Here is a 26,529-nt window from a genome sequence, read left to right on the forward strand (position 1 = left end):
AACACCGCCGATGGATGTGCATTATAGACCATCTCATTCCCTTTGCAACCCCTTTTTCTAGCAATTCATGTCAAGCGGTCGTTTTTTAGGCTTTTTACTAGATATTAGATGAGATATTAAACTTTTTTTAGTTATTCAACTTCATGTAGAATAGATTATTCGTGCAATTGATTTGGCATTAACTCACCATGTGGCACTCCGCTAAGAAAGTATTATTTTGCATACTTGTAGTGTTTGCTACGAGTGGGCCTGCTTATGCCAATTCAAAACATAACTTTTATGTGCTCACTTTATCTATTTTAAGTTATAGCAAATGGGAGAATGTAAGCACGCCTACTCTTTGCGTAATTGATAATGCATCAATTACTTCTACCTTCCAGTCTTATATTCAACAATTATCTTATAATTATCGTGTACAAACCGTTAATGCTAAAGATTTTTCTAAATCTCATTGCCAGGCTGTTTATTTCTCTACTACACCACCTCAGCAGCAACAAAACTTAATTCAGAATTATCCATATCGTTCTTTGCTTTCTTTAAGTATTAATAATCCAGAATGTGAAGTTGGTAGTATCTTTTGTTTATATAATCAAAATAATTACACCACTTTTAAAGTTAACTTAGATGCATTAAGCCATTCCAAGGTCCATATTGATCCAAGGGTTTTACTCTTGGCTAAGAACGCGGAGTAAGGATTATGATATCTAAGTTGTATCAATCCACTTCGCTACATGCACTTTTTAGAAAGTCTCAATTTACGATTTTTGCTATAACTTTTTTTATTTGCTCTTTTACATTTGTATCAATTTCCGTTTTTACGATGGAAACTTATGCAAAACAAAATTTGCAATTACTTAGCCATACTCTTCTTGAGCGTATTCAGCCTGCCGTTGTGTTTAACGATAAGATCACGATCGAACAAATCTTAAATGAATACACAAATGATCACTCTATTCGAGCGATTCATATTTATGACTCTGAACATCACCTGATTGCTCAAAGTTTTAAATTGTCGAGTCAAACTTCGGTGTTAGAGAAATGGTTTGATCACTGGTTTTTAAATGAGCCAGTACATTTAACGATTTATCATCATCAACAGAATGTAGGTGAACTCACCCTTTTTGGTAGCTCTGAAAAAATATTGCAATTTTTAAAGATGATTATGGTCGGCCTTGCTATTGCGATGCTATTTATTGTTTGTGCATTGTGGTGGTCAGTGAATTTGACTTATCGTCAAATTATGCAAGCGATTTATCCACTCACCAATATTGCTCAAATCGTGAGTGAACAAAAAGCTTATAACCTTCGTTTTCCTTATAACCGAATTAAAGAGTTTCAAGATCTAAATACAGTTTTTAATGAGTTACTTGAAGAAATTCAGATTTGGGATAATCAGCTGCAAAAGGAAAATCGTAAATTATCGTTTCAAGCTCATCATGACCAGCTGACTCTATTACCGAATAGACATTATTTTTATCAAATATTATTAGATATGTTTGAAGATAAGGATTTTGATAATAAGTCAGCCTTATTGTTTATAGATAACAATAACTTCAAATCAATTAATGATCAGTTCGGGCATTTAGCTGGTGATGAAGTTTTAAAAGAGATGGCGAAAAGGTTACAAACGCGTTTACGTCATCAAGATTTTATTGCCCGTTTAGGCGGTGATGAATTTGCGGTTATTTTGCATTCCATTACGCATGCCGATCATTTAATATCTATTGCTGAAAATTTACTCGAAAGCTGTAAAGAACCTTTGCATCTAAATGATCAAACGATTTATTTCAGTTTTAGTGTAGGGATTGCTTTATCCCAATTTGCGTCTAGTCCAGAAGATTTTATTATGCAAGCAGATCAAGCGATGTATAAGGCTAAGACTTCTGAGCAACATTGGTTTATTTATAAACCAGAGAATTAAATTTAGGCTAATTTATGAATACAAGATCTTTGAAACTCTCCTTTATTGCATTGCTGTGCATTGCGCTTGCAGGCTGCTTGAGTTTTGGTCCATTGAAATATCGTCAAGTAAAAATGCTAAAAAAAGAGGGATTTGTACTTACTAATGAAGGCTGGACTCTAGGTTTACCGGAACGCTTATTATTTGATTTTAATGACGCAACATTAAAACAAAGTCATGAAGCAGAGCTTACACGTTTAGCAAATCAATTAAATAAATATGATTTGAATAAATTAAAAATCGTTGGTCACACTGACGATGTAGGTAATCCTGAATACAACCAAAAGTTATCTGAAGAACGTGCACAAAGTGTTGCGAACCTCTTCTTGACTCACGGTTTTAAAAAGGAAAATATTTACGTTATTGGACGTGGTTCAACTCAACCGTATGTACCGAATACAACCAATGAAAATCGGGCAATTAATCGTCGTGTTGCTATCGTAATTATTCCTTAAATTTCTCATTATAAAAAAGCCAATCCTTTGTGATTGGCTTTTTTGTTTTATACAAGTTCAATAATATCAATAGTAGGCGGTACACGAAATCTTAATGGTATTCCAACCATACCTGTTCCTACGGTAACAAATACATCAGCGTGTTCATGCGAATAGAAACCACGTTTATGGCCTAAAATTGATACTTTTTTCATAATATAGTTGGTTACCCACGGAAGTTCGACCTGCCCTCCATGTGTATGACCTGACAACATTAAAGGGCGGTTAGGTAATTTAGGGACCATATCTACCGTATCAGGGTTATGGGAAAGAATTAACCATGGTTTATCTTGAGGTAAGTCTGGCATTGAACGCATATCGGTTTTCCCTGCCCATAAGTCACCAATCCCGATTAAACGAAACTCATCAAACTCAACAATTTCTCCTTCGATATCCATTACATCATTGTAGTGAAGTGCATCTTTTAATAACTGTTGAATAGGCGGACCCGGATATTGCTCGTCATGGTTCCCTGGAACTGAATAAACTGGAGCTTTAATATCTTTAAGTACACTCAGTTCCTGTACTAGCTTATCTTCTGGCTCATAAGTCCAGTCTCCTGCCACAACTACTAAGTCTGGCTGTTGTTCATTAAGCTTTTTCACAATGATTTTGAGTTGACGTTCATGCCCAGAGAATAGGCCTATATGTAAGTCTGCAATTAAAGCGACTTTTACAGGTTTAGCAAAACGGTGATCTGGGTTTAAACGATATTGGTGAACATCGACACGTACCATATGTGGCTCTATAAAACGTGCGTAAATGAGAATACCGCTTAATAAAAAGATAAAAATGGTTTCATGAATTGAGTAATAACCTATCCAACCGGCATATAAATTAAAGAACCAAAGTGGAATAAGAAGATAAGATAGATAAAAAGCAAGTAAGTGAACAAAAGCTTTAAATGGATGAATCGTTTCAGTACGTGATTGATGAACCCAGGCTTCAATAATTCCCCAGAGAGCAAGTATTGAAAAAATAAGGTAAAAACAAAAGATGATTGAATTTGGGTTCCACATTACGATTCTCGACTTATCTTATATTGATTGCTAGTAATCAAATTCAATATTTATCTTTCAATATGCACGAATTATACTCTAGCTCACCTTATCGTATGTATTGATTATGGCACAATCCTTTCATTCCAAACAGCTTCAAACTCATCAACTGGCTAAAGGCTTTTTGATTAAAGCTTCTATAGTCGTATGTTCAAGTTTCGCTGTGGCTTTGACAGGTTGTAGCACATTACCCAAACATAGCCCTGAACCAATCCAGTACGCACGAGATATCGATACATCTCAAACTTCTCTTTCAAAAATTATTACGCCTTTACGTGAAAAAAATCCGAATTTAACGGGTTATCATCTTTTAAATGATCCCTTAGAAGCACTCGCGGCTCGCTTAAGGCTGATTGATAAAGCCGAAAAGACTTTAGATTTACAGTACTATATTTGGGATAACGATAAAGTCGGTGCCTTAGCTTTACATGCAATTATTCGTGCTGCTGATCGTGGTGTTAAAGTACGTTTATTAATTGACGATAATAATGCTAAAAAGATGGAAGGCGTGTTACTCGCGCTTTCTCAACATAAAAATATTGAAGTTAAATTATTTAACCCCTACCGTTTCCGCAAATATCGCGCGATGGATATGATTTTAGACTTAAAACGTATCAATCGTCGTATGCATAACAAGAGCTTTATTGCTGATAATCAGGTTGCGCTTATTGGTGGGCGCAATATGACAAATCAGTATTACAACGTCAGCGACAGTTATCAATTTTCTGACGTCGATGTCATGTTGGTTGGTGCTGCCGTTGATGATATCGTGAATTCTTTTGATGACTACTGGAATCATGAATATGCATATTCAGTCCAAAGTATCGTCAGTGCTCAACAACACCGTTTGCGCTATGAAAGCTTAAAACAACAACTTGATGCTCATTATCAACAAGCCACAGTTCAGAACTTCCTTGACTTAACCTCTAGATCACATGCTTTTGATAAATGGTTAGACCGTAATATTAAATTTGATTGGGTTAAAGCAGAGGTTGTGAAAGACTCACCTGATAAAATTAGATCAAAAGCGAAAAAAGAAGAACATTTAAATTTCCAATTGATTAACCATTTGGAGAAACCAGAAAGCAATGTCGACCTGATTTCGGCTTATTTTATTCCAGAAAAGCAAGGCGCTAAAATTTTAAGTACGCTTGCTAAAGAAGGTGTAGAAGTTCGAGTTTTAACAAACTCATTCAAAGCAAATGACGTAGCTGTTGTTCATGCGTTTTATGGAAAATATCGTAAAGAACTTTTGAAAAACGGCGTTCAACTGTATGAGTTTTTACCAACTCCAGATAAACGCGATTTAAATAAAAATACGGATGAGCTGGCAACCAAAGCAAAAGTAAACATGAAAGGTTTAAGCCGCTCAAGTTTACACACCAAACTTATGGCATTAGATGAACAGGTTTTTATCGGTTCATTCAACTTTGATCCACGTTCGGCGTATTTAAATACTGAAATTGGCGTAATTTTAGATAGTCCATCACTGGCCAAAACAATTCACCATACGATGGATGAAAACTTAAACAAATATGCTTATAAATTAAAGCTCGACCCAAACAATCATATTTACTGGCAACAGGAAACTCCAAAAGGCCCTGTAATTTATAAAAAAGAACCAGAAATGAAATGGTGGCAAAAGGCAGGCATGAAACTACTATCATGGCTGCCACTCGAAGGTTTTATGTAATTAACTTTTTGGCTTAAGTACTTTTTTATGTAATTGAGCCAATCCTTCAACCATTTTTTCTTGCACTTCTTGAGTCAAACTTTTTACATCATGGCCTTCTACCGAAATAGGAGGAAGTGTAAGTAAATGAGCTGTTACTTTCGGCATTTCTAGCACACGTTGAATATGCTCAACGAATGACATCTCACCAATAAATGGTGCAACGGTATCTAACTCACCATGACGGTTTACGTAACAGATTAAACATACCTGTACCGGACGCTGAGCTTCGATAGCAGCTCCGAGTAAACGACCATGAACCCGCTTAACAGAATGGCCATCTGTAGTAGTCGCTTCAGGGAAAAATAAAACTGGAATATTTTGTTTTAAAAATTCGGTAATTTGCTCTCGAATTTTAATGGAGTCACCTGATCCACGTTTAATAAATAAGGTGCCCCCACCTTTCGCCAAATTGCCAAGAATAGGCCACTTTTCTATCTCGGCTTTAGCTAAGAAGAAGACACGTGCACCTGAACCTAAAACGGCGATATCAAGCCAAGAAATATGGTTACTCACCCATAAAGCGGGCTCTCTGGGGATTGTGCCATGTACTTGAACTTCAAGATTAAACACTTGGCATAAACGACGACAGAAATATTGAACATATCGAGTGTTAACAGGGTTATTTGGATCTTTATAAAGTCCATGACGATAAACTAAGTAAAAACCTTCACTGATTGCCGCAGTCGCTGAAGTAACTTTTTTTCCGTATAAACCTATTTTTGAAAATTTCTTTAACGTTGAATTCACTATACTTTGCGTTTGAGTCATAAAATTTCACTAACGATCAATCATTGTTATACCCATCTCGAGCCATTCTATACGTTTCGGAATAAACTTGCATCGCTGTGTGATAGACACAAATAAAAATAAAATGCGCTGTAGTTAATCTAAAGAATAAGAGTAAACCCTTTCCCCTTTTGTCCAAGTTTCCTCTAGAATAAAGTTTTACCTTATTCAGGATTTATAGCCACGTGGAATATGTTGATCGGCATCAAGGCGGTGAACGCACACTATTAGTGAGTGTGTCTGTACAATTATTAGATGATCTGGATGCCGAAGAATTTGCTCTACTTGCACAGTCAGCTGGTGCAGATATTCTTGAGCACATTAAAGTTCAACGTAATAAACCGGACCCTAAGTTTTTTATTGGTTCAGGTAAAGTTGACGAGATTGCAGAACAAGTTCAGGACTTAGAAGCAAGTCTTGTTATTTTTGATCATGCATTAACCCCTGCCCAAGAGCGTAATTTAGAAAAGATTTTAAAATGCCGCGTTATTGACCGCACCGGTCTCATCTTAGATATTTTTGCCCAGCGCGCGCGGACCCATGAAGGTAAATTACAAGTTGAACTTGCTCAGTTAAAACATTTATCAACCCGTTTAATCCGTGGTTGGTCTGCTGATTTTGAACAACAAAAAGGTGGTATTGGTTTACGCGGTCCTGGTGAATCACAACTCGAAACAGACCGTCGTCTCATTCGTGTTCGTATTACCCAGTTAAAAGATAAGTTAGAGAAAGTCCATCAAACCCGTATGCAAGGACGAGCTGCAAGACAAAAAGCTTCGATCCCAACTGTTTCATTAGTCGGTTATACCAACGCGGGTAAATCAACCTTATTTAATATTTTAGCAAAAAGCGATGTGTATGCAGCCGACCAACTATTTGCAACACTTGATCCAACCTTACGTCGTCTAGAATGGGATGGAATTGGTACGGTGGTCCTAGCAGATACTGTAGGGTTCGTACGAAACTTACAACATGATTTGGTCGAATCATTTAAAGCAACTTTAGAAGAAACGCTTGAAGCTACCCTGCTTTTACATGTCATCGATAGCAGTAGCCATGACATGCTTGACCAGATTGAAGCCGTTGAAGGTGTATTGAAGGAAATTGGAGCGGATGCACCCGTACTTCGTGTTTATAACAAAATTGATTTGAGTGGCGAAGAAGCGAAAATTATTTATTCAGAGCCTCATGTTCCAGATCGTGTTTATGTATCTGCACATTCAGGTTTAGGTCTAGATTTACTTCGTCAAGCCGTACAAGAATGTCTAATGGGACAACTTCAACACTTCTCATTGGTACTTAAACATGCTTATGGCAAATTGCGTACTCAACTTTATGCTTTAAATGTCATTCAATCTGAGCATTATGACGATGAAGGGCTATTACATATTGATATACGAATTGCACCTCATAAGCTTGAGCAGTTAATTCGCCAAGCCAAACTCCCTATAGATGAGATATTAGGTGAACGCGCAAGTCAGTTTAAAAGACCGCTGGAAGAGTTTGAAATCAAGCACTAGATCAGTTAAAACTTGATAAGTAAACTTTTAGAGATAAAAAATATGGATAAGATCAAAAGTATAGACTGGGCAGCATGGGTAGGAACCTTACTACTTATTATCGGTTTTCGCGAAGGCTCAGTCATCGTTATGCGTGCTTTTGGTCATCCAGAGTTAGGCAATCTGGTAGGTTTAATTAGTTTACTTATCGTTTTACTGATTTGGCGTAAATTTAAGAAAATCCCGTTAAGACTTGTCGATACTAATAATAAAGTCATGAAAGAAAGTGGTTTTGCTTTTTTACCTATTTGTGCAGGCTCCTTAATTATGCTGGTACATATGGGTAAAGAAATTCCGTTATTTCTTTTTGTTTTGGTAGTGAGCACCCTTATACCCTTGTGGGTCTATGCAAAAATGGCAAAACATTGGTTATAAGGAGAATAAAATGTTTATGATTCTTTATGGATTTTTGATCACTTTAGTTGGCTACCTTTGTGCAAAACCATTAAACCGCCGCTTTCCTCAAGTTCCTCTTTTAGTTTTCGGCATGTTCATTGTCATTGGGCTATTGTCAATCTTGAAAGTTCCCTATGAAGAATATCGACTTTACGTAAATGATTTATTCAGCCATTTATTAGGATATGTCACGGTTGCTTTAGCTATACCTTTGGCTGCAATGCGTTATGACGATTTACCTCTTAAATCGGTGATTGGTATTTTATGCTTTGCCAGCATTAGTGCCGTTGCTTTACCAATGGGCCTTGCTTACCTATTGCATATGTCTGAGCCGACTATTTTGGCTTTTGCTACACGTGCAGTAACCACCCCAATTGCTTTAAACATCGCGACCTTATTACATGCTCCAGAGACATTAGTCACTCTCATTGTGATTTTATCCGGAGTTATTGGTGCAGCATTTTCACCATTTTTACTTAAGCATATACACGATGAAAGAGCTTCAGGTTTAGCTCTAGGCTTAGCTGCACATGCAATTGGAACTGCTCAGGCTTGGCAACGTGGACCTGTAGCAGGTCGTTATGCGGCATTTGGCATGGCATTAAATGGTGTATTTACTGCTATTTGGCTACCAACCTTTATGTTATCTTTTGGAATACACTGATTAAAAAGTAGTTTAAATAAACATTGAACCCGTTATTAATTACAAATAAGATGGACCTTTCAAATCTAAAAGGATTTTTTGATTATGGGGAAATTTTTTGTTGGAGCTTTGCTCCTAGTGGGAATAAATACAGCTACTTTTGCAGCTGATATTACAGGTCTTTGGCAAACGATTGACGATAAAACAGGTACACCTAAAGCACATGTAGAAATACGGAAAGAGGCAAATGGTACTTATGCAGGTAAAATCGTAAAAATTACACCGCGTCCAGGTTATACACCAAAAGAAATTTGTGATAACTGCCCTGCACCTTATACCAATAAGCCTATTTTAGGCTTAGATATCGCAACCGGGCTCAAGCAAACTGATAATTCAACCTATATAGGTGGAAAAATTCTAGACCCAAATACGGGTAAAGTTTACGGATTAAAAGCAAAACTCAGTGCAAACGGTAAACGTCTACATATGCGCGGTTACCTTGGGGTATCTGCTTTAGGCCGTAATCAGATCTGGATTCGCCTAGAATAAATATCTTAAAAATAAAAAAGCCGCTTCGGCGGCTTTTTTATTACATAACAGGGTTACTCACAGAAAAAGCTTGTTGATCTTCAAGACGATAAGCAATTAAGTTTTTACCCCATACACAACCGCCATCAACATTTTGGATGTGCTCACTAATAGTTCTACCCTCTAGAGCAGCCCAATGTCCAAAAAATATTTGATGGGTTTGTGCAGCCTTACTTGGAAATTCAAACCACGGTAAATAACCTTCTGGCATTGGTGCATCTAAAGTATCTTTAAAACTAAACTCCAGCACCCCTTCTGCATTAGTTAAACGCATACGAGTTAAGTAATTGGTAATACAGCGTAAACGTTCATTACCTGTCAAATCATCTGTCCAAAGATCGGGTTTTGAACCATACATTTCAGCTAAAAATGCATCTAGCACAGATAAATCATCATGCGCCAATACAGCCTCAACTTCTTTTGCCAATGCAGCAGTTTTTTGTGCATCCCAAATACAAGGTACACCTGCGTGCGTCAGTATTGTTTGTTCATTTGGAAATAAACATAACGGCTGTTTACGTAACCAATCGATAAGATCATCACCATCCACGGCGTCAATAACATCCTGCGTGCGATCTTTTTCTTTAATTTCCTTAAGACCACGAGCACCGGCAATCAGGGTTAAATCATGATTACCTAATACGGTAGCAGCAGCCCCTCGATCAGCTAGTTTTTTAATAAAACGTAGAGCACCTACAGAGTTTTCACCACGTGCAACCAAGTCACCAGCAAACCAGATAAAATCTTGATCAGGGTCAAAACGTATTTCTTTTAATAGCGCTTTGAGTGCCTCAAAACAACCTTGCACATCTCCAATTACATAGTTATAGCGCTTAGTCATTTATGCCACCATTTGATCTGCCAAAGCCACAAACTCTGCAAGAGTTAAAGTTTCTGGACGAGCCATTGGGTCGACTCCTGCTTTCTCGAAACCATCTTCTGCTAACATACCTTTAAGACTGTTTCTTAGCGTTTTACGGCGCTGAGTAAAGACGTGGGCAACCAAGCGAGCTAAAGCTTTTTCATCTTTCGCCGTAATTGGCTTTTGTTCGTAAGGAACCAAGCGAAATACTGCACTTGTCACTTTTGGTGGCGGGTTAAATGCGCCTGCTGGAACTTCAAATAAAAAGGTAGGCTGACAATAATATTGGATCATGACTGATAAACGGCCATATTCTTTTGTATTCGGTTCAGCAGTAATACGTTCTACCACTTCTTTTTGCAACATGAAGTGCATGTCTTTAACTTGGCTACCAAATTCCAAGAGATGAAAAAGTAATGGTGTAGAAATGTTATAAGGCAAATTGCCGACAACGCGTAATGGACGCCCATCTTTTACAAGCTGACTAAAATCATATTTTAATGCATCAGCTTCTACGATAGTTAAACGTTCTGGATGTGGCACGCGTTCAGGTAAGCCGGCAGCTAAATCACGGTCTAATTCAACTACAGTTAATGCATCACATTCTCCAATTAAAGGAGAAGTTAAAGCAGCTAAACCTGGACCAATTTCAACGATATTATCACCCGTACGCGGATTGACTGAGCGTACAATTTTGGCAATGACTCGTTGATCATGTAAGAAGTTTTGACCAAAACGTTTACGAGCTTTATGCCCTTCATCTTTCGGGTTTAGGGCATTAATTTGATACATAGAACATTTCCAACATGAAAAATTTAACTCGCTGCCAAGGATAAAGCTAAATCGACAGCGACATTTAAACTTGAGCTTTTTGCCAATCCTGTCCCAGCTAAAGACAGAGCAGTACCATGATCGACCGAAGTTCGAATAAATGGTAAGCCCAATGTGATATTGATTGCTTCACCAAAACCCTGTGATTTTAACACAGGTAAGCCTTGATCATGGTACATCGCAAGAACAGCGTCAGCATTTTTAAGATGTTCAGGCGTAAATAAAGTATCAGCTGGCAAACTTAAACTTAATTTAACTCCCTGTGACCGGTAGCTCTCAAGTACCGGATTGATCGTATCAATCTCTTCACGTCCCAAATAACCATCTTCGCCTGCATGAGGATTTAACCCACATACTAAGACTCGAGGATCATTAATTTTAAACTTGGTCTTTAAGTCGTGAAGTAAAATATCAATCACTTGATGCAAGCGTTCTTTGGTAATTGCATCCGCGACATCTCTTAATGGTAAATGAGTGGTCGCCAGAGCCACCCGCAACGTTTTTGTTGCCAGCATCATAACAACACGCTCTACGCCTGCAAATTCTTGATAATATTCAGTATGTCCACTAAATAAAATCCCTGCATCATTAATCACCGACTTTTGAACAGGAGCAGTGGTTACACCGACGCTCTTACCAGACATAGCATAATCAGCTGAGCGACGTAATTGCTCTAATACATAAGCGGCATTAGCAGCATTAAGCTGTCCATCAACGACTATAGTTTCTAGGGGTACATGTTCTATATAAAGCTCGCCTTGCAAAGACGATTCAGCTTGTCCGCTATACTCTAAAAATTTAATGTCTAGACCAAGCTTTTGAGCGCGTTGTTGTACTAGATTTCGATCAGCCAAAACCACAACAGGACGTTCATCAACCCGTTTTGCCAGACTCAAACAAATATCTGGACCAATACCGGCAGGTTCACCGGAAGTGACATATAAAGGCAGCACAATCACCCCCGACACATCTCTAAAATTTGAATTATTTTAACATATCCTACATTCATCGGATTAGGGATAAAATTATGTAGCTTATATGGGATTTTTCTTGTGATTGACAACAAACTCGTTTAGAATCTCGTCTCCTTTTTGTTTGAGCGATGTCTAGCTCAAACCAACTATAATAGGTAGTGTTTGAATGAAAACTCTCAGCGCAAAGCCTGCTGAAGTACAACACGATTGGTTCGTTGTTGATGCTACAGGTAAAACTCTTGGTCGTTTAGCGACTGAAATTGCACGTCGTTTACGCGGTAAGCACAAAACTTCTTATACTCCTCACGTTGACACTGGTGACTACATCATCGTTATCAATGCTGAACAAGTTCAAGTGACTGGTAACAAAGCGCTTGACAAGAAATACTATCGCCACACTGAATTCCCAGGCGGTTTAAAAGAAACTAATTTCGAAAAATTAGTTGCTCACAAACCTGAAGAAATCTTTGAACGTGCTGTTAAAGGCATGTTGCCAAAAGGTCCTCTTGGTTATGCAATGATCAAGAAGATGAAAGTGTACGCTGGTAGCGAGCATCCACACGCTGCTCAACAGCCACAAGTTTTGGACATCTAAGGGATACAGCACATGGCTACTAATTATGGTACAGGTCGCCGTAAGACCGCAACTGCACGTGTTTTCTTGTCAGCTGGTACAGGCAAACTCGTTATTAACAACCGTACTTTAGAGCAATATTTCGGTCGTGAAACTGCTCGTATGGTTGTTCGTCAACCTTTAGAGCTTTTAGAAGCTACTGAAAAATATGACCTTTACATCACTGTTAAAGGTGGTGGTATCGGTGGTCAAGCTGGTGCGATCCGTCACGGTATTACTCGTGCACTTATCGCTGCTGACGAAACTTTAAAACCTGTTCTTCGTCAAGCTGGTTTCGTTACTCGTGATGCTCGTGAAGTTGAACGTAAGAAACTTGGTTTACGTAAAGCTCGTAAACGTCCTCAATTCTCTAAACGTTAATTCGTTTACCGAATCGGACAAAAAGCCTTGGTTTTCCCAAGGCTTTTTTATTGCATATTCATTTTGTAGATGAGTGAAACAGATAAATATATGAAACTCTATCTTTGTCACCGTGATTTCCACGCATATTTTTAGTATTCTAACCGATTCACACAACCATACCTTGTGATATGTCGGTCGAAAACACCTCAATTCAGGGAATTACCCTTTACAGCCATGCTGATGATTTCCGTTCACACTGGATCCGTTTTTTATTGGCAGAAAAACAAATTAAATATCAATTAATCGTGACTGATCACGAAGATGAAGATCTGGCAAGCCTAAATCCTTATAATCAATTGCCAATGCTGGTTGAGCAAAATCTTAAATTATTTTCAGCACCTATCATTGCTGAGTATCTCGATGACCGATATCGTCAGAATAAACTATATGCCGATGCCCCTATGGCACGTGCAGAGCAACGCCAATATATTTGGCGTCTTGAAAATGATTGGTTTAAGTTGGCCGATCATATGCTCAGACATGCAGATACATTAAATATAGAACAAAAACAAAAAGCACAAAAAGAATTGCGTGACACCTTAATATCACTTACCCCTTTATTTCAGCATTTCCCTTATTTTATGTCCGAAAATTTTTCAATCCTGGACTGTATGCTTGCTCCAATTTTTGTGAGACTTAATAGCATGGGAATTGATTTACCAAAGCAGCAGTGTCGACCTATATTTTTGTATTGTAAACGTATCTTTAGCCGCCCTTCTTTTGTTAAATCAATGACGCCCCAAGAGAAAACCCGTTACAATGAACTATTAAATATGGAATAGTGTGATATGTCTGAGCAAACTATTGAATTAACCCCTACACGTCCTTATCTTGCTCGTGCAATCTATGAATGGATTTGTGACAATCAACTCACACCTTATTTACTCGTTGATGCAACACAACCACACACTGATGTACCACAACAGTTTGTGAAAGATGGGCAAATTGTTTTAAACATTGTGCCTCATGCGGTACATCAACTACTCATTAGCAATGATGCGATTACATTTTCAGCACGTTTTGGCGGCGTTTCCAAAGATATTTACGTACCTATTCAAGCAGTTTTAGGTATTTATGCACGTGAAAATGGACAAGGTTTATTCTTTGACCCTGAAGAATATGCCAATGTAGCGCCTGTAGAAGATAAGTTAGACTCAGAAACACAAGAAACATCTGAACCAACCAAGAAAAAGCCAACATTAAGAATTTTAGATTAATTTTAGAGGAATAAAGTATGGCATTTGATTTAGTCCAATACTTTGCTGAGCAAATAAAAATTCAAAAGCCTCAGCTTTTAAATCAATATCCAGCCAATGAGAAAAATAAGCTGATTGACGAAGTGAATATATTGACGCTTGGTAAATTAATCAGCTTATGGCGTCAGGACGACAATAAAATTTATCATGAAATCAAAACTGCCGATCCATTGTATATTCAAGAAGTTGCACGTCATCTAACTACGTCAAAACACAATAAGTCAGTTTTAAAAAATGCTGAACTTGAGCAAAGTATTTCTGAGATTCTGGCATTACAGTTAACAGAACTTAATCAACTTGATGAGACTGGTGGTTTCGGCCAAAGTGGTTTAAAAGAGCTCATTTTAGGGCAAGTTGAACATTTATCTGGCCAAGCTGAAGATTGGGTTTGGTCAACAAACCATCTAACAGAGCTCATTGGTTCTAAACCTGTTGAACAAGAAGAGCTATCATTGGATGCAACAATGAAGGAGTTCAACCAAATGGTTCACCAAGCCCAACCACATCATGAAGATTTACACGTTGAAGAGCAACCTATCGAAACTTTTATTCCTGGATGGTCAAAAGTTATCGCTCCTCTTGTTGCTTTAGCTATTTTAGGCTATCTCTATTGTATGTATACACAGCTTGTATAATTTTGTTTTTTATAATTAAAGGGAACGTATGTTCCCTTTTTTGATTTAAATAATCATCCTTTATAAATCAATAATGATTACCAGTAACCACAATTGCTCTTCTCTTAAATTTGGACACTAAACAGCATTTGCCGTTTTTTCACTTGTTGACCTTGCTGACTTAAAATTTCATCGACTACACCATCCACATCAGATTTAATCTGTTGCTGAATTTTCATGGCTTCAAGAATCAATAGTGTTTGGCCCTTCACTACTTGATCGCCTTCATTGACCAGAATATTCACCACAGCCCCATCCATCGGTGCTCGAATTTTGCCGTCTCCTGCTACATCGGTAGCTTCTGGTGCAGCGTAAGTCATATTGCGTATCGGAACATTGCCATTATCTCGATCTAGATAAAGTTGATCATCATCCAATACATATTGAACACGGCGACGTATACCATCAATTAAATACACTAGCTGTTCTGGCGTTCTCTCAAGCACATCAATACAAACTACTTGATCACAGAACTGTACCGTGAATGTGTTATTTACAGATGAAAGCTGCAATTGAATTTGCTGATCGGCAGTTTGTAATTTTAACGGTAATGGCACACCAAGCCCAGTTTGCCACACTGCAGGACCTTTACTTTGGCTAAATAGTGCCGCAGCAATCGCTAAGATTTCTAAAGATAAAACTTGATAGTGTAAGCTCGGATCATTTTGGAAATGCTGTTGGATAAATGCTGTATTGGTATCCCCTGCGACAACAACTGGATGGCGCAGTAAATTGACCAAGAACTGTTTATTACTATTCACTCCAAGTAAAACACTATCATCGACTGCACGAGCCAGTAAGCGAATTGCATCCTCACGGGTTTTCCCATAGGCAATCACCTTTGCTACCATCGGATCGTAAAATGGACTGACTTCATCAGTTGCTAACATGCCATGATCGATTCGCACATTTGGCAAGGTTGCAGGCTTCCAACGTAAAATTTTTCCTGTTTGTGGCAAAAAGTCCTGACGTGGGTCTTCTGCATACAAACGTACTTCGATCGCATGTCCATTTAAGGTCAATTCCTGTTGCTTTAAAGGTAACTGCTCACCATTCGCCACACGTAACTGCCATTCAACTAAATCCAACCCTGTAATAAGCTCAGTGACCGGATGTTCTACCTGCAAACGGGTATTCATCTCCAAAAAGTAAAATGCACCCGATACATCTAGCAAAAACTCAACTGTACCTGCCCCAACATAAGCACATGCTTTTGCCGCTGCTACGGCTGCCTCACCCATTTTCTGACGCAGTTCAGGCGTCATCACCGGACATGGAGCTTCTTCAACTACTTTTTGATGACGGCGCTGAATTGAACAATCACGTTCAAACAAATACACATAATTGCCGTGAGTATCACCAAAAACCTGAATTTCGACATGACGCGGAGCAATAACTGCTTTTTCCAAAATGAGCTCGCCAGAACCAAAAGCATTTTCAGCTTCTGAACGTGCGGTTTGTAATGCCTCAAACAACTCGGATGCTTGCTGTACCAAACGCATGCCGCGACCGCCACCACCCGCAGAAGCTTTGACCATAATTGGAAAGCCAATCTGCTCAGCTTGAGTTGCTAAATATTCGAGATCTTGTCGGTCACCTTCATACCCCGGCACACAAGGGACGCCCGCCTCAATCATGGCGATTTTTGAAAGGCGTTTACTGCCCATTAACTCAATTGCAGAAGCGGTAGGCCCAATAAAGGTAATCTGGTTGTCGATACACGCCTGAGCAAAATCAGTATTTTCTGACAAAAAACCATAGCCGGGGTGAACTGCATCCGCCCCTGTTTTTTTGCAAGCTTCAATAATTTTAGCGATGGAGAGATAAGACTCCGATACTTTTGAAGCACCAATATAAACAGCTTCATCAGCCTCTTGCACATGGCGAGCATTACGGTCTGCATCGGAATAAACTGCGACGGTTTGGTAACCCATTGCCTTGGCTGTTTGCATCACCCGAACTGCAATTTCACCACGATTGGCAATCAGTACTTTTGAAAATTTCATTATTTTTATCCTTATCTCTTATGACTCATCGGCCCAATTTGGTAACCTTTTCTGGATAAAAGCCATCGTTCCTTCTTGTCCTTCAGCACCATCAACTGCTTGGGCAAACTGCTGTGCAGCATCATCTAGCAACTCATTTAAAGGTTCATTGAGTGTTCGATGTAACAGTGCTTTAGTCACACGTGAAGCTTGAGGAGCTGCTCGTTTAATGTGTTGAATGGTTTCCTGTAAAGCTTGTTCAAGTTCAATTTCATTATGTGCAATTTGATGAATCACACCGACACTTAGTGCTGTATGCCCTTCAAAACGCATGCCGAGTAAAGCCAGTCGGCGTGCCTGAGTCAGGCCAATACGTTTCACCACAAAAGGAGCAATTTGAGCAGGAATCACACCAAGCCCAGTTTCAGGTAAACCAAACTGCGCATTATCACGACTGATGGCAACATCAGAAACACATGCCAGCCCAAAACCTCCACCCAACACCGCACCTTCTAAAATGACCACAACAGTCTGTGGTGCAGCTTCAACTTGCTCAAGCATGGTACCAAAACGGCGGTTAAAATTAGTATAAGGTTGTAGACTACCAACGTTAGTTGCTTCAACGCGTAAAGCAGCCATGTCTTTAATATCACCACCTGCGCAGAAAGTCCCACCTTCACCACGAAAGATGACTGCACGAATTGAAAGATCATTGCGAATGGCAGTAAAAACTTGTTGAATCGCATTGACCATATTCAAGTTCATGGCATTACGGCTCTCCGGTCGGTTTAACCAAAGATATAAAATACTGCCGTCTTGTTCTAATTGAATACTGTCATCAATATCTAAAGCTTGAAGCGATGCTGAAAGTGTCATGGCTGATTCCTTATTTTTGTTTTTTTGGCAAGATATCCATCAACTTACAGATAATCCCTAACATAATCTCATCTGCGCCACCCCCAATAGAGCCTAAACGACCATCACGATATAGCTGGGATGCAGGGTTATCCCACATAAAGCCATTGCCGCCCCAATATTGCAAGCAGCTATCGGCAACTTCACGGCTTAAACGGCCTGCTTTGAGCTTTGCCATAGATGCCAGCTTAGTCACATCTTCACCCGCAATATGCTGTTCACACGCTTGGTAGGTTAAGGCTTTAAGCGCTTCTACTTCAGTCATGAGTTCGGCAAAACGAAAATGGATATATTGGTTATTAATGAGTGGTTGACCAAATGTCGTACGCTCTTTGGTATAGGCGATAGTCTTTTGAATTAAATTTTCCAAACCACCAATCGCATTAGCACAAGCCCATAAACGCTCTTCCTGAAATTGCATCATCTGCATCATGAAGCCCATACCTTCAACGCCAACCAAGTTACGCTGAGGTACACGTACATTGTCTAAATAAACCTGCGCTGTGGTCGTTGAACGCATCCCTAATTTATTTAACGGCTCTGAAAAACTAATCCCTTTAGTTTTGGCTGGCACAATAATCATCGACTTATTAACATGTGGTTTATCGTCAGATGTGTTGGCCAATAGGCAGAAGAAATCAGCCTGCAATGAGTTGGTAATCCACATTTTGCTACCGTTAATGACATAGTCATCGCCATCTTTTTTAGCAGTTGTTTTAATAGCAGCAACATCCGAACCAGCATGTACTTCCGATACCGCAATTGAGGCAACATATTCTCCAGCAATGGCTGGTGTTAAAAACTCATCACGTAATTCTTTGCTACCAAAACGCGCCAAAGCAGGTGTTGCCATATCGGTTTGTACACCAATGGCTAAAGGCACACCGCCGCAAGCTGCGCGTCCAATTTCTTCAGCCACAACTAAGTTATAAGAGTAATCTAAAGCCAGACCACCATTTTCCTCAGGCTTACAAATCCCCAATAGGCCAAGATCACCCATCTTTTTAAATACTTCGTGGATCGGGAAACGTCCAGCTTCTTCCCATTCCGGAATATTCGGATTCAGTTCATTTTCAACAAATTGACGCGCTGTGCGACGTAATGCTTCATGTTCGGCAGTAAATTTCATGGCGTTGTTCCTATTAATTTTTTTAATTACGGTAAAGATTGATTAAAAACGAGACACACCAAAACGCGTCGGATTTAGTTCGCGTTGCTGTGCTTCATAAATAGTTTCTAAAAGGAAAATAAGTAATTTACGGGTATCTCGCGGGTCAATAATGCCGTCATCATGTAGCATGGCCGTATTGAAAAGCGCGGTAGATTGCTGCTCTAATTTCATCGCAGTACTTTGCTCAAGAAAATCGAGCATTTGCGGATTCGGTTCCTGCCCGGAAGCTTTTTGTTTCCCTTCAGCAACAATACGTAGTACCTTTCCGGCCTGTGCAGCCCCCATTACAGCAACATGCGAGTTCGGCCAAGCAAAAATAAAATCTGGCGATAAACTCCGACCACACATTGCGTAGTTACCAGCACCATATGACCCTGCCACAACGATTGAAATTTTAGGTACAGTACAATTGGCAACCGCTTGAATCAGTTTTGAGCCATGCTTAATAATGCCATTTTGCTCGGCATCGGTTCCCACCATAAAGCCAGTAGTGTTATGTAAGAATAATAACGGGCGGTTAGTCTGTTCACATAAGTGAATAAACTGCGCTGCTTTCACTGCTCCTTGAGGCGTAATCGGGCCATTATTGGTAATAATACCGATATGCAAACCACCAATTTTTGCCCAGCCACATACCGTTAAATCATCATATTCCTGCTTAAATTCTAGAAAATCTGAATCGTCAATAATGCGGGCAACCACTTCTTTCATATCAAATGGTTGTTTAGGATCACTTGGAATAACACACAACAGTTCCTCGGTATCGTAACGAGGCTCTTTATAAGTCACATCAACTGGTTTGATTTGCTCTTTCCAGTTGAGGTGTTCAAAAATTTCACGTGCAAGCCGAATTCCATCGGCATCATTTTCTGCTAAGTATTCTGCTGTTCCAGCAACCTGCGCATGCATTTCCGCCCCACCCAATTCCTCCGCTGTGGCGACTTCACCCGTGGCAGCCAGAAGTAAAGGTGGACCTGCAAGAAGCATCTCTGTTTGTTTGCGTACTACAATGACATAATCCGAAAGACCTGGTTGATAAGCTCCTCCTGCCGTTGCATTCCCATGTACCACTGCAAGTTGTGGAATACCTGCTGCAGACAAACGTGCCTGATTGGCAAAAGTCATACCACCATAGGTAAATACTTCAGCTGCATAATTTAAGTTAGCACCGCCACTTTCGGTCAACGTAATCAGCGGGAGTTTTTGTTCTAAGGCAATTTTTTGCAAACGCAAAGTTTTCTGTACACCCATAGGTGACATGGTCCCGCCTTTAATCGCGCTATTACTTGCAGAGACCAGACAACGCACACCACTGACAAAACCAATGCCAGCAATTACACCACCACCAGCTTCGGAGCCATCCTTGTCATCATGCATGTTGTAGCCAACCAAGCCACAAAGCTCGACAAAAGGCGAATCGGCATCGAGCAATAACCGTACACGCTCATGCGGCAGAATCTTGCCCTTTTTATCGAATTTCGGTTTAGCAGCATACGATTTATCAATACTTTTTTGCTGAATTGCACGGACTTCACTCAGTTGAGCAAGTAGTGCCTCTTTATTCTTTTGATACTGTTCACTACCAACAGTAATTTCGGATTGAAGAATGGTCATTTTTTATTCCTCACTCCGAGCCTGAATTATTGCTTTGCTCGGCTTTCTCAGTCTTATCTTTTTTAAAAATTTCAGGAATAAACGCGCGATGGAAACCATTATAAGACTGACTATTTGTTGCTTCGGCTAGTGGGTACATGCGTGTCCCTTGCGATGCAGCGCCATCAATACGCAAGGTTACACCTGACACAAAAGTCGCAGCATCGGACAGTAAATAACAAATTGCCGATGAGACTTCCGACTCAGTTCCCATACGTTTTAACGGTACATTGCCAGCAAGACTTGGAATAATTACTTTGGCAAAATCACCGCTATAATTATCCATACCGGATGATACAATCCACCCCGGTGCAACCGCATTTACACGAACACCAGATTTGCCCCACTCAACCGATGCTGTTTTAGTTAAGTTATCAACCCCTGAACGCGCAGCACCAGAATGTCCCATTCCCGGCATGCCGCCCCACATATCAGCAGTCATATTGACAATACTGCCACCATGTTTAACCATCCATTGGTTATAAGCTTCACGCATTAAATAGAAAGTTGCGTGTAAATTATTACGCACGACTGCATCGAAACCATTCGCCGAAATATTCTCTAAAGCTGAGGGAAACTGCCCGCCTGCATTATTTACCAAACCATCGAGTTTGCCGAATTTCTCAATCACTTCGGCAATCATATTTTTCACTTGTTCTTCTTCACGGTTATCACAAACAATGAAATGAACTAAACCACCATCTTCTATTATTTCTTGGCTTACTTTCTCTAATTTTTCAATTTTGCGTCCTGTAATCACTACTTGAGCGCCAAGGGCTGCAAGCTCATGTGCAGTACAGCGTCCAATTCCGGAGCCGCCACCTGTTACAATAATGACTTTATTGGCGAAAGCATCTGGTCTAAATATTGATTGATAACTCATCTTTGTTTCATCCATTCATTTTATTTTTCTAAAAGATGTGCCGGAACTTTAACAGGCATATCCAATAACTGTTGGGCAAAAGCTTTACCTTGCGGATCAATACGTAAGCTGGCAACACCACCACCGCCTAAGGCATTCTCCAACATAAAATTCAGTGCATTTAAACCCGGTAACTCATAACGGATTACTCGCCCTTTCTCAGCATCCAAGACATGTTGCATATAGCTTGCAACAGACTGTTCAGTTAGTGCTGCACGAATCCATGGTAAATAATCTGCTTTACGTGCAATCACGCCAATATTGCTATGGTTGCCTTTATCACCACTGCGGGCATGCGCAATTTCAATCAAAGGAACTTCAATTTCATCTCCTTGATAAACTGCATTTTCACCTGCCGTCAATGTAGGCAATTGCTCTGTAGAAACCCCTTGTGGAATCTCAATTAGGTAACGTTTGCCTTCAAAATCAATTTCAATATTCAATTGATTTTTATCAATTAAAAATGAAAATAATTTGATCACTGGAGATGCTTTGGGTCGGCCTCCAACAATTCCTGCCAAGGCTGGAGCCATACCTGTTGAAGCTTGTGCAATTTCAGATGCAAAGAACATACATGCTTCTTTAAACATGTGTTTTACAGCTATTTTGACCACAACTTCACGACTATTTAATGTTTTGGCATGGTCGCCATAGGTACTTTCAATACCTAAAATTTCAACAGACTTTTCACTAAATGGCGGCACTGAGCGCATTGCTAAAACACGTTCGCACTTAGTCAAAATCGCATCAGCAATGACTTGTGCTTTTTGTGGTGCCTCACGTCCTGCAATGAGAAAACTCACTAAAACCCGATATCCATCTGGGTAAGTCGCGCTGACTTTATATTGTGTAGTTGGTGCTTGTCCTTTTGCACCCGTCACACGAACTCGGTGCTCCCCGACTTGCTCTAAATGCACGTGGCTGAAATCAGCAATGACATCGGGTAGTAAATATGCTTGAGGATTGCCTATTTCATAAACAATTTGCTCTGCAACTGTAGCAGTAGAAACCAGACCACCCGTACCTTGAGGCTTAGTTACAACAAATGAGCCATCTTCACTCACTTCAACCACTGGAAAGCCCATATTGTCGAAGCCCTGTACCAATTGCCAATCGGTAAAATTACCACCCGTACATTGGGCTCCACATTCAATCACATGACCTGCCAACGAACCTTGCGCCAATTTGTCATAGTCATCTAAAGGCCACTGATATTCATGAAGTAAGGGTGCAAGTACCACAGCAGAGTCAACTACACGACCCGTAATCACAATATCTGCACCTAAGTCTAAGGCGTCACGAATAGCAACCGCGCCTAAATAAGCATTACTGCTTGCCACCTGTTCTGGCAACGCTTCTCCGCTAAACATTTCTTGAATATTCTGTGATTTTAGCTGCTCATGTTTTGGCAAAAGATCATCACCTAACACCACAGCCACTTTCAGATCTAGACCATACTCTTTAATAATTTTTTGCAAGGCATCCCGACAAGCCAATGGATTAACACCACCCGCATTACTAATCACTTTAATCTTTTTTTCAGCAATTTTTTTTAGTAAGGGTGCCATGACTCGGCTGACAAAATCTAAAGCATAACCATGTTTCGGTTCTACCATCTTCGCTTTTGCCATAATCGACATGGTAATTTCGGACAAATAATCAAAAACCAAATAATTAATATCGGTCAAATGCACTAACTGAAAAGCGGCAGTATTGGTATCTCCCCAAAACCCAGAGGCACACCCTATTTTTACGACTCGATGATCATCCTGCTGATTATTTGCCATTCTATTTCTCATTATTTTGTCTAAAAATCAGCCTCAACATTACCAAGCAAGCGCTTGGTTTGTAAAGCGCAAAATGTTATTGTGATGTTGACCAAATCTTCCAAATTCGGCAAATAATCTGAAATGCGATGAAATTTAGTGAAAATTTCCACTATAGACTTTTAGATAAAGGAACAAACTGAGCACATGATTGCCACCTCAATTGAACAGATTCCATATATCCCCTGCTTTGATGACAGTCCACGTGGCCGTTTATTGCATGGTGCAGCCTATCTTTTTCATAAGCAAGGCTATGATAAAACCACTGTTCGTGAACTTGCTCAATTTATTGGAATCCAATCGGGAAGCTTATTTCATCATTTCAAAAGTAAAGATGATATCCTCGCTCATGTGATGGAACAGACCATTATCTATAATCTTGCCCGTTTAAATGATGCAGTAACTCAATCTACAGACCCAGAACAACAATTACGTGCTCTTATTAAAGCCGAACTGATCTCAATTACTGGAGATACTGGTGCAGCCATGGCTGTGTTGGTGTACGAATGGTTCGCTCTATCAAAAGAAAAGCAAGATTATCTTTTAAAAATGCGTAATGAATATGAACAAATCTGGCTCGACGTTATAGAAAAGTTACGCACACAAGGTAAAGTCAAACACGATGCTTTTATTTGGCGACGCTTAATTGGCGGTGCAATTTCATGGACTGTAACTTGGTATAAATCTGAGGGTAAAGTCAAAATTGATGAGTTAACGGAAATGGTTTGGGAAATGGCTTTGAAATAAAAAAGGTGGCTCAAAGTCCACCTTATAAGAATTAATAACCAAGCTGTTTACTAATCAAATCTTTCATAATTTCTTCAGCACCACCGCCAATCATATTGACCTTTACTTCACGGTAAATACGTTCTGACTTGGTACCTCGCATAAAGCCCATACCACCTAATGTTTGTACAGCCGCATCAGCACAAAATTGCATAGTGCGAGTCGCAACATTTTTAAGCATTGAAATTTGCGCCACCAACTCAGGTCCTTGTAACTTCGGCTGAGTCATTTTCCATGCTGTTTCTTCAAGTAATGCCCTCGTTGAGGTCAGTTGGGTTGCCATATCTACCAATTTATGGCGTACTACTTGATGATCAATTAATCGCTTACCAAAAGTTTTACGTTGCTGTGCCCACTCTAAAGCTTCTTCATAACAGACTAATGCATACCCATAAGCGACTACTCCCAAGAAAAACCGCTCCATATTAAAGTTATTCATAATAACTTTAAAACCGGCATTTTCTTTGCCAAGTAGATTTGATGCAGGTACTCGTACTTGATCAAAATGCAAATGTGCCGTATCTGATGCCCACCATCCCATTTTCTTCAAAGGCGTTTTAGTAATACCTTCACTATGTGCATCAATGAGTAACATTGAAATGCCTTCTGCACCCGTTTTTGTCGGATCAGTACGCACTGCAACTGTATAATAGTCTGCACGAATTCCCGATGTAATAAATGTTTTCTCGCCCGAAACAATATAATAATCCCCATCTCTGACAGCTTTAGTCTGTAATGCAGCAACATCTGAACCACCACCAGGTTCTGTAATCGCTAAAGCCGAAATTTTCTCACCGGAAATAATACCTGGCAGAACTCTAGCCTTTAACTCCTCACTCCCAAAGTGCTGAATGGGAGGGGCGCCAATGGTATGGACCATGAGCGAGATATGCACCCCACCTGAACCCGCCTTTGCCATTTCGATACCAGCCAGTAATGAATAGAATGGATCTGCATCTGGAATACCACCATATTCTTCTGCAAAACCTAGACTCAGTAATCCAATTTCGGCAGCCTTTTTATAAAGTTCTCTTGGGAATGTCTCAGCCTCATCCCATTCATTAACGAAAGGTGCCATTTCTTTTTGTACAAATCTACGAACATTATCGGCAAAAGCTATATGTTGTTCATTATAGTAAATTGGATTGAGCTGCATTTTTAGAAATGTCCTGATGTTTTTATTTAATTCCAGAACATATCTTGTCATGTTTACTATCCGTCAAAAGTTGCAAGAATCTCCATTTTCTTGGCATAAAATATCAAATCCAGACGATCGAGTTGATTCGCAAGACCTATACCCTTAAACAGCAGCGAAAACCACGAGCTGCATAATATGACTGGGCTCCATTGTGATAGATGAAGACTCGACCATAGCGACGGTCCGCAAAAAGAGCTCCTCCTAATTTTCGGATTTCCTCTGGAGTAGCAAGCCAGCTTGATGTTTTTAGATCAAACTCCCCGAGCTGTTGTAATTGGTGATATTGCTCTTCTGTTAGGAGTTCAGCCCCTATTTCTTGGACTAAGTCTATTGCGCTATTTTTAGGAGGATGATCTTTTCTAGACTCTAAGGCTTCTCGATCATAGCAAAGGCTTCTACGACCTTTCGGTGACTCAACAGAACAATCTATAAACAAATATTCATCTTTCTGCTGGTCATAAGCAATAACATCCGGCTCTCCTCCTGTATTTTCCATTTCCTGCAATGCCCATAGTTTGTCTGGAGACTTAATGAGTTTAGCTCGCACATTCGTCCAATCAATTTCTTTATGTCGGTGTATATTCTTTTCAAATCTATTTTTTAATAATTCAAGCAACATATCTATTTGTTTTGAAGTTAATTGTTTTTTAGTCATCATTGAATAAACCTTATAGTTATTAAACAGAACGCCCATCAAAATAATTTATTTTTATCTTTTCTAAATCAATATCATCTATACATCGAACATTAATCGCAAAGATCGAATTACCTTGGGCATCTATACCTTGAGCATAGGGATGAATACCGCAATTGTTACAGAAATGATGATTAATCACATGCTTGTTAAAAGTGTAATTCACTAAAATATCAGGAGAATCTAAAGTAACGGTAACCTGATTAGTCGGCAGGAACCAAAGTAAAGACCCTTTCTTTTGGCAGATAGAACAATTACAAGATAAGGCTTCTGTTAGCTCACCTTCCGCGGCAAACTTTACCTGACCACAATGACAACTTCCTTTATATTCCATTTCATTTTTCCTATTTCTAATTTTTTATAGTTTTATAATATTCTGCAGTTTAGTTCAATTTTCAATCTAATAGAACCGAGTTAGCATCCAAAAATGATTTGTAGTTCTATATTTAAATAATTCTTTATTAATTGATTTCTTGCTATAAAAAAACACCCCCAACTATTGTTGAGGGTGTTTAGAATAATGAGCT

28 protein-coding genes are annotated in these 26,529 nt (G+C 39.4%); 14 read left to right on the forward strand and 14 right to left on the reverse strand.

What is annotated here, in order from left to right; genetic code table 11:
* Nucleotides 1-188: 188 nt before the first annotated feature.
* Genes RFX69_RS19180 through RFX69_RS19190 form a run of 3 tightly spaced genes read left to right on the forward strand, consistent with a single transcriptional unit; the run spans nt 189 to nt 2,415 of the window.
* A complete protein-coding gene (locus RFX69_RS19180) occupies nt 189-692 on the forward strand; it encodes a YfiR family protein (protein ID WP_001985194.1) in 504 nt (167 codons plus the stop codon).
* Between the two features lie 5 nt (nt 693-697).
* Nucleotides 698-1,921: a diguanylate cyclase domain-containing protein gene (locus RFX69_RS19185; RefSeq protein ID WP_002014284.1), complete on the forward strand. Its 1,224-nt coding sequence runs from the start codon at nt 698-700 to the stop codon at nt 1,919-1,921.
* 14 nt (nt 1,922-1,935) lie between these two features.
* Complete coding sequence (locus tag RFX69_RS19190; RefSeq protein ID WP_001097560.1) at nt 1,936-2,415, forward strand: OmpA family protein; 480 nt, start codon at nt 1,936-1,938, stop codon at nt 2,413-2,415.
* A 47-nt stretch (nt 2,416-2,462) separates the two neighbouring features.
* Here the strand turns inward: RFX69_RS19190 and RFX69_RS19195 are convergent, their stop codons facing one another.
* Entirely contained in the window at nt 2,463-3,473 is a 1,011-nt protein-coding gene (locus RFX69_RS19195) for a metallophosphoesterase (protein WP_289332844.1), read from the reverse strand.
* A gap of 106 nt (nt 3,474-3,579) precedes the next feature.
* On the opposite strand from RFX69_RS19195, the gene RFX69_RS19200 reads away from it, so the two are divergent.
* Entirely contained in the window at nt 3,580-5,205 is a 1,626-nt protein-coding gene (locus RFX69_RS19200; protein WP_000079184.1) for a phospholipase D family protein, read from the forward strand.
* Here the strand turns inward: RFX69_RS19200 and RFX69_RS19205 are convergent, their stop codons facing one another.
* The gene (locus RFX69_RS19205) at nt 5,206-6,015 is read right to left on the reverse strand and encodes a 1-acyl-sn-glycerol-3-phosphate acyltransferase (protein ID WP_000195147.1); all 810 of its coding nucleotides are present in this window, start codon (nt 6,013-6,015) and stop codon (nt 5,206-5,208) included. It lies immediately after the preceding gene.
* A 203-nt stretch (nt 6,016-6,218) separates the two neighbouring features.
* Between RFX69_RS19205 and hflX the strand changes: the two genes are divergently transcribed.
* The 4 genes from hflX (at nt 6,219) to RFX69_RS19225 (ending at nt 9,180) form a co-directional block, all read left to right on the forward strand.
* Nucleotides 6,219-7,553, forward strand: a complete 1,335-nt coding sequence (gene hflX / locus RFX69_RS19210) for a ribosome rescue GTPase HflX (protein ID WP_289332845.1) — start codon at nt 6,219-6,221, stop codon at nt 7,551-7,553.
* 42 nt (nt 7,554-7,595) lie between these two features.
* Nucleotides 7,596-7,967, forward strand: coding sequence for a hypothetical protein (locus RFX69_RS19215; RefSeq protein ID WP_030423608.1), 372 nt, complete (start codon nt 7,596-7,598; stop codon nt 7,965-7,967).
* Between the two features lie 10 nt (nt 7,968-7,977).
* The gene (locus tag RFX69_RS19220; protein ID WP_000480818.1) at nt 7,978-8,652 is read left to right on the forward strand and encodes an LrgB family protein; all 675 of its coding nucleotides are present in this window, start codon (nt 7,978-7,980) and stop codon (nt 8,650-8,652) included.
* An 84-nt stretch (nt 8,653-8,736) separates the two neighbouring features.
* Complete coding sequence (locus tag RFX69_RS19225) at nt 8,737-9,180, forward strand: DUF2147 domain-containing protein (RefSeq protein ID WP_279446890.1); 444 nt, start codon at nt 8,737-8,739, stop codon at nt 9,178-9,180.
* A 40-nt stretch (nt 9,181-9,220) separates the two neighbouring features.
* On the opposite strand, the gene RFX69_RS19230 is transcribed toward RFX69_RS19225, so the two are convergent.
* From RFX69_RS19230 to pdxA, 3 genes are read right to left on the reverse strand one after another with little or no spacing between them, the layout of a single operon-like run.
* Nucleotides 9,221-10,060 carry a symmetrical bis(5'-nucleosyl)-tetraphosphatase gene (locus RFX69_RS19230; RefSeq protein WP_000167242.1) on the reverse strand — a complete coding sequence of 280 codons (840 nt, stop codon included), beginning with the start codon at nt 10,058-10,060 and terminating at the stop codon, nt 9,221-9,223.
* Nucleotides 10,061-10,873: a 16S rRNA (adenine(1518)-N(6)/adenine(1519)-N(6))-dimethyltransferase RsmA gene (gene rsmA, locus RFX69_RS19235; RefSeq protein ID WP_000284347.1), complete on the reverse strand. Its 813-nt coding sequence runs from the start codon at nt 10,871-10,873 to the stop codon at nt 10,061-10,063.
* A gap of 23 nt (nt 10,874-10,896) precedes the next feature.
* Nucleotides 10,897-11,880 carry a 4-hydroxythreonine-4-phosphate dehydrogenase PdxA gene (pdxA, locus tag RFX69_RS19240; RefSeq protein ID WP_086379600.1) on the reverse strand — a complete coding sequence of 328 codons (984 nt, stop codon included), beginning with the start codon at nt 11,878-11,880 and terminating at the stop codon, nt 10,897-10,899.
* 172 nt (nt 11,881-12,052) lie between these two features.
* Between pdxA and rplM the strand changes: the two genes are divergently transcribed.
* The 5 genes from rplM to RFX69_RS19265 all read left to right on the forward strand — a co-directional run bounded on the left by rplM (nt 12,053) and on the right by RFX69_RS19265 (nt 14,813).
* On the forward strand, nt 12,053-12,481 hold the full coding sequence (gene rplM, locus RFX69_RS19245) for a 50S ribosomal protein L13 (RefSeq protein ID WP_000854895.1): 429 nt from the start codon (nt 12,053-12,055) through the stop codon (nt 12,479-12,481).
* A 12-nt stretch (nt 12,482-12,493) separates the two neighbouring features.
* Nucleotides 12,494-12,880 (forward strand): 30S ribosomal protein S9, encoded by a 387-nt coding sequence (gene rpsI / locus RFX69_RS19250; protein WP_000224786.1) that lies wholly within the window; start codon nt 12,494-12,496, stop codon nt 12,878-12,880.
* 170 nt (nt 12,881-13,050) lie between these two features.
* Entirely contained in the window at nt 13,051-13,704 is a 654-nt protein-coding gene (locus RFX69_RS19255) for a glutathione S-transferase N-terminal domain-containing protein (RefSeq protein WP_000110146.1), read from the forward strand.
* A 6-nt stretch (nt 13,705-13,710) separates the two neighbouring features.
* A complete protein-coding gene (locus RFX69_RS19260; RefSeq protein WP_000003709.1) occupies nt 13,711-14,139 on the forward strand; it encodes a ClpXP protease specificity-enhancing factor in 429 nt (142 codons plus the stop codon).
* A gap of 17 nt (nt 14,140-14,156) precedes the next feature.
* Nucleotides 14,157-14,813, forward strand: coding sequence for a hypothetical protein (locus tag RFX69_RS19265; protein ID WP_000863321.1), 657 nt, complete (start codon nt 14,157-14,159; stop codon nt 14,811-14,813).
* 104 nt (nt 14,814-14,917) lie between these two features.
* Here RFX69_RS19265 and RFX69_RS19270 read toward each other — a convergent pair whose 3' ends face one another.
* From RFX69_RS19270 to RFX69_RS19295, 6 genes are read right to left on the reverse strand one after another with little or no spacing between them, the layout of a single operon-like run.
* Nucleotides 14,918-16,858, reverse strand: coding sequence for an acetyl/propionyl/methylcrotonyl-CoA carboxylase subunit alpha (locus RFX69_RS19270; protein WP_289332846.1), 1,941 nt, complete (start codon nt 16,856-16,858; stop codon nt 14,918-14,920).
* Between the two features lie 18 nt (nt 16,859-16,876).
* A complete protein-coding gene (locus RFX69_RS19275) occupies nt 16,877-17,713 on the reverse strand; it encodes an enoyl-CoA hydratase/isomerase family protein (RefSeq protein WP_289332847.1) in 837 nt (278 codons plus the stop codon).
* A 10-nt stretch (nt 17,714-17,723) separates the two neighbouring features.
* On the reverse strand, nt 17,724-18,881 hold the full coding sequence (locus RFX69_RS19280) for an acyl-CoA dehydrogenase family protein (RefSeq protein WP_002068172.1): 1,158 nt from the start codon (nt 18,879-18,881) through the stop codon (nt 17,724-17,726).
* A 42-nt stretch (nt 18,882-18,923) separates the two neighbouring features.
* Nucleotides 18,924-20,537, reverse strand: coding sequence for an acyl-CoA carboxylase subunit beta (locus tag RFX69_RS19285; RefSeq protein ID WP_114190241.1), 1,614 nt, complete (start codon nt 20,535-20,537; stop codon nt 18,924-18,926).
* A gap of 10 nt (nt 20,538-20,547) precedes the next feature.
* Nucleotides 20,548-21,459 (reverse strand): SDR family oxidoreductase, encoded by a 912-nt coding sequence (locus tag RFX69_RS19290; RefSeq protein WP_289332848.1) that lies wholly within the window; start codon nt 21,457-21,459, stop codon nt 20,548-20,550.
* Between the two features lie 20 nt (nt 21,460-21,479).
* The gene (locus RFX69_RS19295; protein WP_289332849.1) at nt 21,480-23,285 is read right to left on the reverse strand and encodes an acyclic terpene utilization AtuA family protein; all 1,806 of its coding nucleotides are present in this window, start codon (nt 23,283-23,285) and stop codon (nt 21,480-21,482) included.
* Nucleotides 23,286-23,471: 186 nt separating this feature from the next.
* On the opposite strand from RFX69_RS19295, the gene RFX69_RS19300 reads away from it, so the two are divergent.
* Complete coding sequence (locus tag RFX69_RS19300; protein ID WP_000562198.1) at nt 23,472-24,071, forward strand: TetR/AcrR family transcriptional regulator; 600 nt, start codon at nt 23,472-23,474, stop codon at nt 24,069-24,071.
* Between the two features lie 31 nt (nt 24,072-24,102).
* Here the strand turns inward: RFX69_RS19300 and RFX69_RS19305 are convergent, their stop codons facing one another.
* From RFX69_RS19305 to RFX69_RS19315, 3 genes are all read right to left on the reverse strand, one after another.
* Nucleotides 24,103-25,266, reverse strand: coding sequence for an acyl-CoA dehydrogenase family protein (locus RFX69_RS19305; protein ID WP_271056420.1), 1,164 nt, complete (start codon nt 25,264-25,266; stop codon nt 24,103-24,105).
* A gap of 136 nt (nt 25,267-25,402) precedes the next feature.
* Nucleotides 25,403-25,966 carry a DUF4256 domain-containing protein gene (locus RFX69_RS19310; RefSeq protein ID WP_272332976.1) on the reverse strand — a complete coding sequence of 188 codons (564 nt, stop codon included), beginning with the start codon at nt 25,964-25,966 and terminating at the stop codon, nt 25,403-25,405.
* A 19-nt stretch (nt 25,967-25,985) separates the two neighbouring features.
* Nucleotides 25,986-26,336, reverse strand: a complete 351-nt coding sequence (locus RFX69_RS19315; RefSeq protein ID WP_289332850.1) for a GFA family protein — start codon at nt 26,334-26,336, stop codon at nt 25,986-25,988.
* Between the last annotated feature and the right edge of the window lie 193 nt (nt 26,337-26,529).

The sequence above is a fragment of the Acinetobacter sp. 148 genome (assembly GCF_031196675.1).
GTDB lineage: Bacteria > Pseudomonadota > Gammaproteobacteria > Pseudomonadales > Moraxellaceae > Acinetobacter > Acinetobacter baumannii.

Coding starts and splice junctions, on each gene's coding strand:
- RFX69_RS19180 (WP_001985194.1), top strand. CDS start 189: ATGTGGCACTCCGCTAAGAAAGTATTATTTTGCATACTTGTAGTGTTT.
- RFX69_RS19185 (WP_002014284.1), top strand. CDS start 698: ATGATATCTAAGTTGTATCAATCCACTTCGCTACATGCACTTTTTAGA.
- RFX69_RS19190 (WP_001097560.1), top strand. CDS start 1,936: ATGAATACAAGATCTTTGAAACTCTCCTTTATTGCATTGCTGTGCATT.
- RFX69_RS19195 (WP_289332844.1), bottom strand. CDS start 3,473: ATGTGGAACCCAAATTCAATCATCTTTTGTTTTTACCTTATTTTTTCA.
- RFX69_RS19200 (WP_000079184.1), top strand. CDS start 3,580: ATGGCACAATCCTTTCATTCCAAACAGCTTCAAACTCATCAACTGGCT.
- RFX69_RS19205 (WP_000195147.1), bottom strand. CDS start 6,015: ATGACTCAAACGCAAAGTATAGTGAATTCAACGTTAAAGAAATTTTCA.
- RFX69_RS19215 (WP_030423608.1), top strand. CDS start 7,596: ATGGATAAGATCAAAAGTATAGACTGGGCAGCATGGGTAGGAACCTTA.
- RFX69_RS19220 (WP_000480818.1), top strand. CDS start 7,978: ATGTTTATGATTCTTTATGGATTTTTGATCACTTTAGTTGGCTACCTT.
- RFX69_RS19225 (WP_279446890.1), top strand. CDS start 8,737: ATGGGGAAATTTTTTGTTGGAGCTTTGCTCCTAGTGGGAATAAATACA.
- RFX69_RS19230 (WP_000167242.1), bottom strand. CDS start 10,060: ATGACTAAGCGCTATAACTATGTAATTGGAGATGTGCAAGGTTGTTTT.
- rsmA (WP_000284347.1), bottom strand. CDS start 10,873: ATGTATCAAATTAATGCCCTAAACCCGAAAGATGAAGGGCATAAAGCT.
- rplM (WP_000854895.1), top strand. CDS start 12,053: ATGAAAACTCTCAGCGCAAAGCCTGCTGAAGTACAACACGATTGGTTC.
- rpsI (WP_000224786.1), top strand. CDS start 12,494: ATGGCTACTAATTATGGTACAGGTCGCCGTAAGACCGCAACTGCACGT.
- RFX69_RS19255 (WP_000110146.1), top strand. CDS start 13,051: ATGTCGGTCGAAAACACCTCAATTCAGGGAATTACCCTTTACAGCCAT.
- RFX69_RS19260 (WP_000003709.1), top strand. CDS start 13,711: ATGTCTGAGCAAACTATTGAATTAACCCCTACACGTCCTTATCTTGCT.
- RFX69_RS19265 (WP_000863321.1), top strand. CDS start 14,157: ATGGCATTTGATTTAGTCCAATACTTTGCTGAGCAAATAAAAATTCAA.
- RFX69_RS19270 (WP_289332846.1), bottom strand. CDS start 16,858: ATGAAATTTTCAAAAGTACTGATTGCCAATCGTGGTGAAATTGCAGTT.
- RFX69_RS19275 (WP_289332847.1), bottom strand. CDS start 17,713: ATGACACTTTCAGCATCGCTTCAAGCTTTAGATATTGATGACAGTATT.
- RFX69_RS19280 (WP_002068172.1), bottom strand. CDS start 18,881: ATGAAATTTACTGCCGAACATGAAGCATTACGTCGCACAGCGCGTCAA.
- RFX69_RS19285 (WP_114190241.1), bottom strand. CDS start 20,537: ATGACCATTCTTCAATCCGAAATTACTGTTGGTAGTGAACAGTATCAA.
- RFX69_RS19290 (WP_289332848.1), bottom strand. CDS start 21,459: ATGAGTTATCAATCAATATTTAGACCAGATGCTTTCGCCAATAAAGTC.
- RFX69_RS19295 (WP_289332849.1), bottom strand. CDS start 23,285: ATGGCAAATAATCAGCAGGATGATCATCGAGTCGTAAAAATAGGGTGT.
- RFX69_RS19300 (WP_000562198.1), top strand. CDS start 23,472: ATGATTGCCACCTCAATTGAACAGATTCCATATATCCCCTGCTTTGAT.
- RFX69_RS19305 (WP_271056420.1), bottom strand. CDS start 25,266: ATGCAGCTCAATCCAATTTACTATAATGAACAACATATAGCTTTTGCC.
- RFX69_RS19310 (WP_272332976.1), bottom strand. CDS start 25,966: ATGATGACTAAAAAACAATTAACTTCAAAACAAATAGATATGTTGCTT.
- RFX69_RS19315 (WP_289332850.1), bottom strand. CDS start 26,336: ATGGAATATAAAGGAAGTTGTCATTGTGGTCAGGTAAAGTTTGCCGCG.